Annotated in this window: 11 protein-coding genes; 2 read left to right on the top strand and 9 right to left on the bottom strand. The window is 57.9% G+C overall.

All coding sequences use genetic code 11. The annotated features are described in order from the left end of the window. Window positions 1-3: 3 nt before the first annotated feature. From KDX39_RS23695 to KDX39_RS23665, 7 genes are read right to left on the bottom strand one after another with little or no spacing between them, the layout of a single operon-like run. The gene (locus KDX39_RS23695; RefSeq protein WP_231662002.1) at window positions 4-792 is read right to left on the bottom strand and encodes a WbqC family protein; all 789 of its coding nucleotides are present in this window, start codon (window positions 790-792) and stop codon (window positions 4-6) included. Between the two features lie 44 nt (window positions 793-836). Beyond that, the gene (locus KDX39_RS23690) at window positions 837-3,053 is read right to left on the bottom strand and encodes a polysaccharide biosynthesis tyrosine autokinase (RefSeq protein ID WP_231662001.1); all 2,217 of its coding nucleotides are present in this window, start codon (window positions 3,051-3,053) and stop codon (window positions 837-839) included. Beyond that, the gene (locus KDX39_RS23685) at window positions 3,054-3,506 is read right to left on the bottom strand and encodes a low molecular weight protein-tyrosine-phosphatase (protein ID WP_231662000.1); all 453 of its coding nucleotides are present in this window, start codon (window positions 3,504-3,506) and stop codon (window positions 3,054-3,056) included. Continuing rightward, the gene (locus KDX39_RS23680; protein ID WP_231661999.1) at window positions 3,496-4,437 is read right to left on the bottom strand and encodes a glycosyltransferase family 2 protein; all 942 of its coding nucleotides are present in this window, start codon (window positions 4,435-4,437) and stop codon (window positions 3,496-3,498) included. The genes KDX39_RS23685 and KDX39_RS23680 overlap by 11 nt, the downstream gene beginning before the upstream one ends. 3 nt (window positions 4,438-4,440) lie before the next feature. Then, window positions 4,441-5,955: a lipopolysaccharide biosynthesis protein gene (locus tag KDX39_RS23675; RefSeq protein WP_231661998.1), complete on the bottom strand. Its 1,515-nt coding sequence runs from the start codon at window positions 5,953-5,955 to the stop codon at window positions 4,441-4,443. A 5-nt stretch (window positions 5,956-5,960) separates the two neighbouring features. Next, window positions 5,961-7,082, bottom strand: a complete 1,122-nt coding sequence (locus KDX39_RS23670; RefSeq protein ID WP_231661997.1) for a DegT/DnrJ/EryC1/StrS family aminotransferase — start codon at window positions 7,080-7,082, stop codon at window positions 5,961-5,963. A gap of 45 nt (window positions 7,083-7,127) precedes the next feature. Beyond that, window positions 7,128-7,874, bottom strand: a complete 747-nt coding sequence (locus KDX39_RS23665) for a hypothetical protein (protein ID WP_231661996.1) — start codon at window positions 7,872-7,874, stop codon at window positions 7,128-7,130. Window positions 7,875-8,890: 1,016 nt separating this feature from the next. Here KDX39_RS23665 and KDX39_RS23660 point away from each other — a divergent pair. Together KDX39_RS23660 and KDX39_RS23655 are read left to right on the top strand one after the other, a co-directional pair. Then, window positions 8,891-10,069: a cysteine desulfurase family protein gene (locus KDX39_RS23660; RefSeq protein ID WP_231661995.1), complete on the top strand. Its 1,179-nt coding sequence runs from the start codon at window positions 8,891-8,893 to the stop codon at window positions 10,067-10,069. Between the two features lie 58 nt (window positions 10,070-10,127). After that, window positions 10,128-11,936: an aminopeptidase P family protein gene (locus KDX39_RS23655; protein WP_231661994.1), complete on the top strand. Its 1,809-nt coding sequence runs from the start codon at window positions 10,128-10,130 to the stop codon at window positions 11,934-11,936. A gap of 23 nt (window positions 11,937-11,959) precedes the next feature. Here KDX39_RS23655 and KDX39_RS23650 read toward each other — a convergent pair whose 3' ends face one another. Both KDX39_RS23650 and rhtA read right to left on the bottom strand, forming a co-directional pair. Continuing rightward, a complete protein-coding gene (locus tag KDX39_RS23650; RefSeq protein WP_231661993.1) occupies window positions 11,960-12,274 on the bottom strand; it encodes a hypothetical protein in 315 nt (104 codons plus the stop codon). 173 nt (window positions 12,275-12,447) lie between these two features. Then, window positions 12,448-13,335 carry a threonine/homoserine exporter RhtA gene (gene rhtA / locus KDX39_RS23645; protein WP_231661992.1) on the bottom strand — a complete coding sequence of 296 codons (888 nt, stop codon included), beginning with the start codon at window positions 13,333-13,335 and terminating at the stop codon, window positions 12,448-12,450. Window positions 13,336-13,570: the final 235 nt, after the last annotated feature.

The following is a 13,570-nucleotide window of genomic DNA, read 5'->3' as shown; positions in this document are numbered from 1 at the left end:
GGGTCACTCCACTGCCAGTTGCGGGGAAGGAGCAAGTGTTGCGTCAGGGCCAATCCGCACACAGGTATCGTTGGCAACCTGCAGATCGTGGGTCGTGCAGTGACTCAGCAGCGCCTGCACCTGTTCCAGACTGTTGAACATCAACACGTCAATGATCGACAGATCACTGACGAAGGGCTGGCCCAACTGGGGATACGTGAAGGGTCGCATAGAGAAAAAGCGCAGCAGCAGGCCATTGCGGGCAAAGCGGTCGCGGTCGTAAAGCTGAAGGCCACCCAGCGGGTTGAGCACCGAACTGGCGGACAGCGCGTGGGCGACCCGGATCACCCGGTCCTGCTTGTCGGTGCACTGGTTGATCTTCAGGTCGGAGCCCCGAACCATTGGTGTATCGATCTGCAGATAAGCGCACAGCTCGCGCAAGACGTTCTCCGCATACAGCGCCAGGTTGTGTTGAGGATGGCGGATCAATCGCTCCAGCAACGGCATGATCTGCGCAAAGTACGGCGCCTTGCGGTAGCTCTGAGCGATGATATTGATCAGGCGACTGGCTTCGTCTGCAAAGTTGTCGATCAGGCTGCGCTGCATGATGGGCAGTTCGAAGTGGTCTTTTTTCAGCGGGAAGGTAATCAGCCGGGCCTGACCGTTGCTCAGGATCCGGTTCCGGTTTACCCAGCCCGCCCGGATGTACTGCAGGTCGTCGCCCAGGACGAACACATCAGCGGCTGCGATCAGCTGGAAATAGCCCAGATAGGGAAACAGGTATGGCTGCATCATTGCTACGGTTCTGGCCATGATTAATTCCTTTTAGGGCTTGAAGAGCGCGTCGTCCGGCGCGTTCATTTGTTGACGGGGTGGTAGTTGTAGCCATACGCCGCGCAGTCGTAGTCCGAGGTGGTTGCCTTGCGGACCACGGCGTTGAAGATGGCGCCCTTGATCAGAATGCCGTTCTGACCGAGCCGGCGTTTGCAGGCCTCGATTTCCTTGAGCGTGGTGATGCCGAAACGCGCGACCAGCAGGCAGGTGCCCGCCTGACGGCCGACCAGCGTGGCATCGGTGACCGCGAGAATGGGCGGGGTGTCCACCAGGATCAGGTCGTACAGGGGCGACAACTCGGTGAGCATCTTGTTGAAGTTGTCATGCATCAGCAGCTCGGAAGGGTTGGGTGCCGCAAAGCCGCAGGAGATGAAATCCAGATGGCGAATCTGGGTGTGATTGATGACCTCGGTGCATTTCAGGCGAGCGGCCAGCGTGTCGGACAGGCCATGTTTGGGTTGCAGGCCGAAGATGCGGTGCAGGTAGCCCTTGCGCATGTCGGCGTCGATGAGCAGTACGCGTTTGCCCGTCTGGGCGATGATGGCGGCCAGGTTGCTGGACACGAACGACTTGCCCGCGCCGGGCGACGGGCTGGAAATCATCAGTACGTTGTTGCGCGCCTCGAGCATCGCGAAATGCAGGCTGGTGCGCAGGCTGCGCAAGGACTCGATCGCCAGTTCGTTCGGCGCCGCAATGCTCAGCAGCCGGGATTCCTTGGGAGCACCGCCGCCCTTGGTGGTTTTCTCCAGACGATCCTGCTGGCGGGAGTACGGCAGCGATGCGTAGACCGGCATGCCGCTGTTTTCGATGACCTCGGCACTTTCCACGCCGCGGTAGAACGCCTGGCGAACAAAAATGATGGTCACGGCCACCAGTGCTCCGACCAGTGTGGCCAGCAGCACGACCAGCGTCTTCATCGGCTTCACCGGGCGTTCGACGTTGGTGTCTGCGTTGTCGATCACCCGGACGTTACCGATGCTTCCCGCCCGTAGAATGTCCTGTTCCTGACTCTTGTTGAGCATCAGGGTGTAGGTCTGGCTGGTGACCTGCATGTCGCGGGTCAGGCGCAGCAATTCCTGCTGCGTCATAGGCAGGGCCTCGATCTTCTTCAGCAGGCCCTGTTTCTGTTGTTCAAGCTGGCTCATCTGACTCATCAGGCTGCGATAGGTCGGATGCTCCTGGGTGTACAGCCGTTCGATCTCGACGCGCTTGAGCTTGAGCTCCGACAGCATCGAGTCCAGTTTGACGACCTGATCCAGCACGCCCTTGGTCTCGATGCTCAGGTCCACCGATTTGGCGCTGGTCTGAAAGTTGTTAAGGGCTACTTCGGACTCTTCCAGCTGCTTGCGCACCATGGGCAGTTGCGAACGCAGAAACTGCAGGCGCTGTGCGGCTTCAGCCGAGCTGCGCTCAACGTTCTGGCGCACATAGAGGTGGCTGACCTCGTCCAGAATCTGGTTGGCCTTGTCGGCGTCCTGGTCCTCGATGGACAGGTAAATGATCCCGGAGTCCTTGCCCGCTTCGGTGATCTTCAGGCGATTCTGATAGATCAGCGCCGAGGTCAGAGTCCGCTGGCGCGAAACGGTGAACTCAGTGCCAGGATGCGCATGCAGGGCGGCGACCTGGATCTTCACGCCGTTGCCCTCCACGATCCGGTTGATGGCACCGCTGAGCAACAGGTTGTGGTCGCTGTCATACAGCGAAAACTGGCCGGGATTGCCTGCCACCAGCGTCAGCTTTTCGCCCAGCAGGGCTTCGGGTACTTCCAGCTGGAAGACATCGATTTTCTCGCCGCCCCAGGCGTACTGGGTCATGCCGAACAGCGGCTCGGCCAGCGCACCCTCATATTCAGGCTTGAACGTGCGATAGAGATAAGGCCCGATGACCGGAAAGAAGTCAGGTGTCTGGACAAGATTCAGCTTCAGGTCATCCACCACCTTGCCAAGCAGGGCGCGTGATTTGATCAGTTCGATTTCGGTGGTGGCCTGGGAGACCGACGACGGCTTGTTGTTGACCTCGGGTGTGCCCTCGATACCGACCTTCTTCGGCTCGATCTGGATCATTGCACTGGCCTGAAACACCGGCGTGGCGAGAATTGCGTACGCAAGCCCGGTCAGGAAAAACAGGCTGACGGTCCAGATGATCAAGGCCTTGTGATCGAACAACATGCGCAAGATAGTTGCCAAATCGATCCGGGTGTCCTGGTAATAGTCCAGGGTGGGACGGTTCATGACGGTCATTTATCTTGTTTCTCCTGACTGAAGATGGGGAAGCCAGTCATCGATGCATCGCGAGAGATGCTGATAGGTCTGTTCAAAGGCTGACTTGGGTCGTCGATACGGGTCTGCTATTTCCAGCGCGTGCTGCCACTTGCCGAGCAGGAAGGTTCTGCCGCGCACTTCCGGCGCCAGCTTGAGAATTCGGGGAACGTGGGCCTGCTCCATGAGCAGGATCAGGTCCGCCTGGAGGAGCAGATGCCTGTTTACTTGTCGAGCTTCATGGCGGCGGGTCGGTACCTGATGCGACTGCAGGACCGCCTTGGCCAGCGGGTCCATCGTCGAGCCGGACAGCGCGGCAATGCCTGCCGACTGAACGCGCACTTCCGGGTCTGTCAGACGATGACGCAACAGCGCCACCGCCATCGGGCTGCGGCAGATGTTGCCAACGCACACCACCAGCACGTTACTGAACATGGGCTTTGCCGGTGGCGGACCAGAGTCGTTTGCTCAGATTGACGGCGAAATTGCGCGCCACCATCAACAGCGTCTGAAGCTTGTGGCGCGGTTCCAGTGCCGACAGCGACAGGCAGACGTTTTGCATCAGGAAGTACTCGTACAACGCCTGGTTACCGAGGCGGTTGTAGTAGTTGGCCAGGCTTGAGCAGGTCTGCAGACTCATGTGCAACTTGCGTTTGTCGCTGCGCATCGAGAACACGCCGCCCGGATGCAACCGGTAAGCAGCCGGTTTGATCTCGGCCATGAACTTGCCCTTGCCGTGGGCACCCAGCAGTGACCACCAGCACAGGTCATTCAACGGCGCGATGCGAATGTGCAGTTCGGGCGGCATGGCGCTGAACACATTGCGAAAACAGGTGGTCAGGGTCGAAATACGGCGCGCCTTCTGCAGTTCCAGGCTCGTGGCGTCGCTGCGCAGATTGCCTTGCAACTGAATGCCGTACTGGCCGTTCTCGTCGAATGCGAACGCATCGTGGTAGGTAATGACGTAGTCAGGATGGCTTTCAAGAAAATCCACTTGCAGTTGCAGTTTGCGCGGATCGGTCCAGTAGTCGTCGGCCTCGCAGTAGGCGATGTAACGCCCGCGCGCCTTGGCGAACAGGTTCGGTACGCAGGGAATGCCCTGACTGTACTGGTTGGTCTGCTGATAGAAGGGCCGGATGATCGTCGGGTGGCGCTCGGTGTACTGCGCAATGATGCGCGCCGTTGCGTCGGTGGAGGCATCGTCGTGAACCAGAATCTCGTAGCTGAACGAGGTTTGCTGCGACAGAAAGCCGTCCAGCGTCTGGGCGATGAACGCCTCCTGGTTGTAGGCCGGGCAAACGATGCTCAGCAGTGGCGTCTGGGTCTCCGGACGCGTTGAGCTGGCGGTTTTTGCAGTGACATCCATGGCTCATGTACTCGGTTTGCTGAACAAGATGTAGACCTTCAACGCCAGTGGCTTGTAGCTCGCGGCGACCAGCGCAAGGGTGATGAAGCCGCTCGCCGCCAGAGCCAGAAACAGGCTGGTGCGGCTCTGACCCGCAATCAGGTCGAACGCCGGCTGACTGATGAAAAGGCCCGTAGCGGTCATCACGCTGATGCGCAGGATGTCGCGCAGCCACTGGCCGTGAATGCCCGGTGCGAGACGTTGATGGACGATCATTGGCCAGATGGCGAACGACGCTGCACGCAGAAAGAACCAGGCCAGCGCCGCGCCGTATACGCCTTGAAAGTGAATGGCCAGAAACAGTGTCGGTACTGTGATGACGGCTGAAATGACGCTGTACCAGAGGTGCAGATGCATCTGGCCGTAGGCGTACTGCAGGTAGAACTGAAAGGCGCTGGCTGCCATGATCGCGCTGCCCAGCGCATACCAGCTCAGGATCGGCCGACTCCAGCGGGCGGCGTCCGCATCGCCTGTCCAGGCAAGCACCAACGGTTCGGCATGTAGAGCAATGACTGCCGCCAGTGGGAACAGAAAGGTGCAGACGAAACGATGGGCTGCCAGAAACAGGGCGTGCATGTCATCGCATCTGCCCTCGGCCATTAGCACGGTCAGGCGCGGCAGCAGGGTTTGAACCAGCGGATTGGTCAGCATCATGATGCCGGTGGTCATCAACGCCACCAGCGAGAAATAACCGTACTGGTCCAGCGGCAGCAGGTTGGACAGCAACGCCTTGTCCATTTGTGTCAGCACGATCCACAGCACCGCGCTGAACGACATGCTTGCCGCGAAGGGCAGGATCGGCCTGACCAGATGCCAGTCCAGACCGGTGGACCAACGGGCAACCGGCATTTGCTGCCAGGCGCGGGTCGCGAAGATCAAGGCTTCGATCAGCCCCACGATCACCTGAAACTCAAAGAAGTCCTGTGGATCCTGCGAGAACTGGCTGACCAGCACCAGGCCGCCGAAATAGCGCAGGGTAGCGATCAGCACGTTGACTGCATTCAGCCAGCCATGTTGCTCAAGGCCCTGAATGCCGCTTTTGTACAGGGTCGAATACAACCGCAGCGCAATCACCACGCCCATCAGACCGATGCAGTTGATCAGTGTCTGCGGTTGCAGCGTGTTAGCGTTGAGCCAGTGGGTGGCAATCCACGGGCTGGTCAGGTAAATCGTCGTGCAACTGATGATCGCCATCGGCAGAAACATCAGCTCGAAAGACCGCAGCAGACGGCCCGCTGTATGTTCGCCGGCGGGCGTCCCTTGCCCGTGAGCCACGGCACGCACCAGGCTGGGTGACAATCCTGCATCGAGCAGTTGCAGCCACGCCTGCAGCACCGTGAAGAACCCGATCAGTCCATACACCTCGGCGCCAAGGTGGCCGAGGTAGAAGGGCAGGATCAGAATGCCGACCAGCAGGACGTAGGCCTGGCCCAAGTAGTTCAGGGCGGTATTGCGAATAACGGACCGTTTGTTGGACATGTTGATCAAATGACCTGAGCGATGGCAGGGCTTTGGTAACTCAGGCGGTCCAGGCTGCACGATTCAAGCAGAGTCTGGATGATCCGGTCCTGGTCATCCTTGAGCAGACCGGGGTAGATCGGCAGGCACAGCACGCGCTCGCTCAACGCACGGGAGACGGGCTGTCCTGGTTGCGGTTGCAGGTACTCGAGGGTGTCCAGCGACGGATAGAAGTAGCGGCGGGGATTGATTTCGCGCAGGTTGAGTGCGGCCCGCACCTCCAGCAGCGCCTGTTCGTCACGCAGGCCTATCGGGTAATAGCTATGGTTCAGCTCGCTGTCGGCCTGCGGCTCCTGCAGATCCAGATAGTTTTCAAGCCGCGAGGTGTAGCGATGGGCAATCTCGGCACGTTCTTCGAGGATGTTCTCGATGTTGTCCAGAATGCACAGCCCCATGGCCGCCGAGAACTCATTGAGTTTGGCATTGATGCCAATGCCATCAATCTTGTCGACGTCTGCAATACCGAAGTTGCACAGCAGATAGGCGCGCCGGGCCAGTTCGTCATCATTGGTGATGATCGCGCCGCCTTCGATAGTGTGGAACAGCTTGGTCGCATGGAAGCTGAGCGTGCTGATATCGCCCCGATTGAGCACTGACTGACCGGCGTGACGCACGGCAAACGCATGGGCTCCGTCATACACGACCTTGAGTTTGTGCTTGCTTGCGATCTGCTCGATGGCATCTACCGCGCACGGGTTACCGAACACGTGGGTGCCGACGATAGCGGTGGTGTCTTCTTCGATACGGCTTTCGATGTGCCGGGGCGAAATATTCCAGGTGCCAGGGTCGATATCGGCGAAGATCGGCCGTATGCCCTCCCACTGCAACGAACTGCTGGTCGCCACAAAGCTGAACGGTGTTGTGACGGCGCTGCCACTCAGACCCAGCGCGCGATACGCCACTTGCAGGGCCAGGGTGCCGTTATTGGTCAGGAGGATATGCCGGACACCCAGATACTCCTTGAGCCTGTTTTCAAGCTCGCCAGCCAGTGGACCGTGATTGGTCAGCCAGCCACGTGCGTAGATCCCCTCGACATACCGCTTGAACTTGTCGATATCACCAAGGTAGGTCTTGGTCACGTTAATCATCGAAGCCTCCATGTTCCTGTAGATCAGTGTGTAGCGAGGGTTGATTCAGAGCGTCGGTGACTGCCGTGTATCGGTTTCCGGAGGCGAACTGCCGGTCTGCGCGCTGACACGTGCAGCCCGTTGTTGGGTGTGGTCGAGAATCAGGCGAGTCACCCGGCCGCCACTGTGCGGGTCACCGAAATGGAAGATCGCCGTCGCACGTTTGAGGCCTGGGCTGCAGGCCTGATTGGCATGCAGGGTGCGATAACCCCAGAACAGGTAAATATCGCCGGGTTGCAGTTTCAGTACTTCGGGCTTGAGCCATCCTCGCCTGATCGCAATGCACATGACCCAGCGCGTGAGAGGGTTTTGCAGCAGCAATTTCTCGATAATGTTGAGTGCGATGTGCTGACGGACGTTGCGCAGATTGGGGAACAGCATCAGGTCGCCACATTCTTCTCCCTCGGTCGGGATGTAGATCGGGATCAGTGCGGTCACCAGACTGGCGTCATAGTGAAAGCGATTGGACTCGCGCAAACCCTGTTCGCCTTGCACGCAGCGCAACACGGGAAAGATCTGATCGCTGATGCTTTGCCGCTGTGCACCGTGCTTATAGAGTTGGCCCAGCAGGTGTTTTAATTCAGGTGTCGACCACAGGCTGGCCAACAGGCTCTCGCTCAATGCCGTTTCGCCGTGATAGGCGAAGTATTCACCGGGGTGTTGCGAGGCCTGTCGGTCGGTAAAGGCCCTTAACTGCTCGAGATCGGTTTCATTGAGTACGTTCTTTAATGTTGTAAAGCCCCGGGTATCCATGTCCTGGGCCAAGTTTTGAACAGGTTGCGTATTAAAATCGGGTAGACAGGGCATTCAGTGGCACCTCGGTTCTGGGGAGGCGGACAACCAAATACATATAACTGGCTGCTGAGTGGGAAAACGGTCTATCGGGCACGCTACCGCCCGAATCATGCGATCCATGCTCTACATCTATCCGACGAATGCCCATGCGACACTTGTTTACCCTGCATCGAGTGGCAGATTGCTTCAGGCAATGCTACCGCCACACCGAACGCGTTCAGTAAATACAAGGCTTTTATGAGTCAACAGACATCCACCGGCGCCGATAAGGCACCGTGGAAACAACTAACTTCGCGGGCAGAACTGCAAATAGCGATAGCTTGACAACATCCAGCGCAGTGCACTGTGGCATTAGCGTACAAACCAGGAGGTGTCTGACAGTGCTATATATTGGTAGCGTCAGCGATTCTGTCAAATTATTTCGTCAGCTTTCTGTTAAATTTTTGATAAATGGTTTCATCCAATGACTAATTCATTGATTTTACTGGGCGTCAAAAAACAACCATTATGCCAAGCCTTTGAATTGACAGTTTTCAGGCGTCTTTACAGTGTGTGACTTTTGTCAATCGTGTGATCGTAGACTGATTCAAATCAGTCACGGTGTGTGAGTGTCTCAATAAGTGGTGACGCGGGTTTTAATACCTGCGAGTGCCTGAAATGATGGTGGGGGCGGTCAAGTGGGACGTTTTGCTGACGTGGAAAATGCGCCTGGGCGCGGCGCGCTGCCGAACTTCCTGTAAAACCCGGACCCATCGGACAGGCGGTTGAGTGAATTCAAGCGCTGAAGCACGTCCATCACGCAATTGATTTGTTGCGGGCCTTGGTTTTATATTAAAAAAGAATATATAAATATCAATTGATAATTTTTGGTTCTATGCTGGATCGTGCATGATGACCTCACAGGCCTGATCGCGATGACTCGGTGATCAGTTGGATGTTGCATCGCGCAGGCCACGCCAGTCAGAGGAACCGTCATGAAAGAGTCTGCCTTGTATTTCGATTACGCCGCCACTACGCCTGTCGACGAGCGCGTCATCAAGGTGATGGTCGAGTGCCTGTGCCTGTCGGGCAATTTTGGAAATCCTGCTTCCAGTTCCCACAGCTTCGGAAGGAGCGCCCGTCTCGCAGTCGAGAATGCCCGTCAGCAGGTTGCAGGCCTGGTGGGGGCTCAGGCTTCACAGATCATCTGGACCTCCGGGGCGACAGAGTCGAACAATCTGGCCTTGAAGGGGGTCGCCCAAGAGCGGGCAGGGCGCGTTGGCAAGCCAGGCGGGCATATCATCACCAGTCAGATCGAACACAAGGCGGTGCTCGATACCGCACAGCAGTTGCAGGCGAGTGGTTTCACCGTCACGTATCTGGCACCTGATGCCGACGGTCTGGTCAGCGCCGATGCCGTCAGCGCCGCCTTGCGTGAGGACACTTTTCTGGTGTCACTCATGCTGGTCAACAACGAGTTGGGTACGGTTAATGATGTCGCCGAGATCGGCCAGCGTGTCCGCAGCCATGGCGCGCTGCTGCATGTCGATGCGGCGCAGGGCGCGGGCAAGGTCAGGATTGACCTGAGCAGTCTTGCCGTCGATCTGATGTCATTTTCCGCTCACAAGATCTATGGCCCCAAAGGCATTGGTGCCTTGTACGTCGGCCCCCGCGCGCAGCAGCGCGTCCTGGCGCAGATTCATGGCGGAGGACATGAGTCCGGATTGCGTTCCGGTACCCTGGCCACCCATCAGATTGCGGGTATGGGCGCCGCGTTCGCGTTGGCAGGCGAAACGTTTGATCAGGAGCTTTCGGAAATCGAGCGCCTGAACAGCCTGCTTCGCGAGCAACTGCGCGGCATACCCGGCCTTTGTATAAATGGCAGTCCTTCACGAAGGATTGCCCATACGCTGAGCCTCACCTTCGGTAACCATGATTTGAATGTTGCAGCACTGGGGCAGCACCTCGCGTTTTCTTCGACGTCAGCGTGCAATTCAGCGAAAAATACGCCCTCGCACGTCTTGCTTGCGCTGGGCCATAGTCCGCAGGCTGCCAGTCAGACAATCCGCCTGAGCATCGGGCGCTTTACTCGGGAGCAGGACATCCGCCGTGCCGCCGAAGCAATTCGTGCGAGCGTGACCCAGCCTGTGTTCTGGGCAGTTGCTCACGCTTGATGAGTGCTCCATTATCTGACCGGTGATAGCAGCCATTTTTCGGTCAGCAGGAGAATCAATGAGTACGCAAGCGAGCGCCAGTAACGCAGTGGCAGAACGATTGGCGCAAACGCGCGCCTTGATGAGCAGGGAGCGCATCGATGCCTATCTGGTGCCGTCGGCAGACCCTCATCTTTCCGAGTATTTGCCCGGTTATTGGCAAGGGCGCCAGTGGTTATCGGGTTTCCATGGCTCCGTGGGCACGCTGGTCATCACCCAGAACTTCGCTGGCGTGTGGGCGGACAGTCGCTATTGGGAGCAGGCGACCAAGGAACTGGCCGGCAGTGGCATCGAGCTGGTCAAATTGATTCCCGGTCAACAGGGACCGCTGGAATGGCTCGCTGATCAGGCGACTGCCGAGACTGTGGTTGCGGTTGACGGTGCTGTGCTGGCGGTGGCGTCTTCACGCACCCTGGCAAGCAAACTGTATGCGCGCGGTGCGCGGTTGCGGACCTATACCGACCTGCTCATCGAGCTCTGGCAGGATCGCCCAGCCTTGCCGGTCAGCCCGGTCTACGAACACCTGCCGCCCCAGGCATCGGTCTCGCGCCGCGACAAGCTGAACCTGGTCCGCAAGGCGATGGATGAAAAGGGCGCGGATTGGCATTTCGTTCCGACGCTGGATGACATTGCCTGGCTGTTCAATCTGCGCGGCTCCGACGTTTCGTACAACCCGGTGTTTATCTCGTTTGCCCTGATCGGTCCGCAAAGTGTCACGCTGTTTGTCGACTCGAAGAAAGTGAGTGCCGAGGTCCGTCGGAATCTGGAACTGGATGGCGTCAACCTGATGGAGTACACGCAAATCGGTGCCGCGCTGCGTGAACTGCCAAAGTCTGCACGTCTGCTGATTGACCCGGCTCGAGTGACCTGTGGTCTGCTTGATTACCTGGACAGCGAAGTCACTCTGGTCGAAGGGTTGAATCCGAGCACCTTGCTGAAGTCGCAGAAAACCGAAGCCGACACCGCACATATTCGTCAGGCGATGGAGCAGGATGGCGCTGCGCTCTGTGAGTTTTTTGCCTGGCTGGACAATGCGCTGGGACAGCAGCCGGTCAGCGAGCTGACCATCGATGAAAAACTGACCGCTGCGCGTGAACGCCGTCCGGGTTATGTCTCCGCCAGTTTCGCAACCATCGCCGGCTTCAACGCCAATGGCGCCATGCCGCATTACCGGGCGACCGAAGCCGAACACGCGCAGATCGAGGGTAACGGCCTGTTACTGATCGACTCCGGCGGACAATACCTGGGTGGCACCACGGATATCACGCGCATGGTCGCGATAGGCACACCTTCCCTCGAACAGAAGCAGGATTGCGCCCGAGTACTGAAAGGCGTCATCGCGCTTTCGCGTACGCATTTCCCCAAAGGCATCCTGTCCCCTTTGCTCGATGCCATTGCTCGCGCACCGATCTGGACCGAGGGCGTCAATTATGGTCACGGCACAGGTCATGGCGTCGGCTATTTCCTCAACGTACACGAGGGGCCGCAAGTCATCGCCTATCAGGCTCCGGCCACTCCACAGACGGCCATGCTTGCGGGGATGATCACGTCAATCGAACCTGGAACCTACAGACCGGGACGCTGGGGTGTGCGTATCGAGAATCTGGTCATTAACCAAGAGGCGGGGCAGACCGAGTTCGGTGAGTTTCTGAAGTTCGAAACCTTGACCCTTTGCCCGATCGATACGCGATGCATCGAGCTTTCGATGCTGAGTCTTGAGGAGCGAGAATGGCTCAATGACTACCATGCCCATGTCAGCCAGCGTTTGAGTCCGCTGCTTGAAGGCGCTGCGCTGCAATGGCTGCAGGCGCGGACTGCTGCGATCTGATCCTGGTATCAGTTGCCGCCGTCTCAGGGCTTCGGCAACTGACTGCTCAACGATGAACCTTTCTTACAGACGATGATCATGCTGCGGCTGGTGTACCCTGCTGGATTGAGGCCGAACGGGTAGTCTTCCGGCTCTTCCTCGGCGTCGCCTGATTTGGCGATGACCTTGAAGGTCCCTGATGTGCAGGCATTGGTCGCAAGCTCGTAGCACTTGGCCCAGGACGATGACAGCCCCGAGCAATTGATATGAATTCCGCGTTTGGTCTGCTTGACTGGTTTCGAGGTTGCCGCACAACCAGCCATGGCCAGAACGGCCACTGCGATAAAGATGTATTTCATTCCTTTCCTTGAGCAAACCATTACTTGAGTGCCTTACGTGCTTGAGTTTCTTATTATGTGTTTCTTGGGCAATGCGCAGATCGAATCTCGAAAACGAGATTCGCTACGGGCTAAACATGGCTCAAGCGCGTGACAATTACCAGTGCCTTGTGACTGGTTCCTGACCAACACGTTCAGTCCGCAGGCACGAGCTGGGGTTTGGTCGGTGTCGAGCCCAGTGTCGCCCCAATAGAGGCGACGATGATTGCGCTGATGGCCAGCCATTGGGTGAGCGACAGATCCTCGTGGAGAAAAATCAACCCTGACAGGGCTGCAAACACCGGCTCCAGGCTGGCGAGCGTGCCGAAGGTGCGTGCTGACATTCGGGTCAGTGCGACCATCTCCAGGCTGTAGGGCAGAGCGGTCGAAAGAACGGCAACGCCCAGTGCTGCCGGGATCAGCGAAAGATCCAGCAAGGCGGCACCTGCATGCACCACGCCAATGGGCGCGATGAAAACGGCTGCGATCGTGACACCCAACGCTGCGGTCTGAATGCCGTTATCGGCTCCCGCTTTCTGCCCGAACAATATGTAGGCCGCCCAGCAAACGCCTGCTCCCAGCGCATAACCAGCCCCCACCAGATCGATATGTGTACTCGACTCTCCCAAAGGGATGAGCAGCAGAAGGCCTAGTACAGCCAGGGCCACCCACAGGAAATCGATCAATTTGCGTGATGCCCACAGGGCCACGGCCAGCGGCCCGGTGAATTCGAGCGCGACGGCGATACCCAACGGTACGGTCTGCAATGACATATAGAAGAGCATGTTCATGCTGCCCAGAGAAATGCCGTAGAGCATCACCGTACGCAATGATCTGGCCGTGAGGCGCGCTCGCCATGGTCGCAACACTAATAGAAGAATCAGGCTGGCAAAGATAAGACGCAGCGCGGTCGTCCCTTGCGCACCGACCACCGGGAAGAGGCTCTTGGCCAGAGATGCACCGCTCTGGATCGATATCATTGCGATGATCAGCAATCCCAGAGGGAACAGAAGGGGGGCGATGTTGCGGGGTTTGGCAGACATATCGGTAAAGCGTCCTGTCAGGGAGGTGATGTGAAGCGTGGACATGATGCTGAATATTGGGTTATTGAGCAATATATTGCGCACTGCAAACGCTCTTCTATATAGCAGCGGGCATCGAATACCTATTTTCCAGCGTTTTGAAAATAACGGTTGACGCGCTCGTTGAGGTGTCTATAATTCGCCCCACTTCCGGCGCAGACGGAAACGAAAAAGCCTTGCGATTCAATGAGTTACA

Origin of the sequence: Pseudomonas sp. CDFA 610 (assembly GCF_021147865.1) — a bacterium.
In the GTDB taxonomy this organism is placed as follows: domain Bacteria; phylum Pseudomonadota; class Gammaproteobacteria; order Pseudomonadales; family Pseudomonadaceae; genus Aquipseudomonas; species Aquipseudomonas alliivorans.
This window is presented reverse-complemented; position numbering and strand designations above follow the sequence as displayed.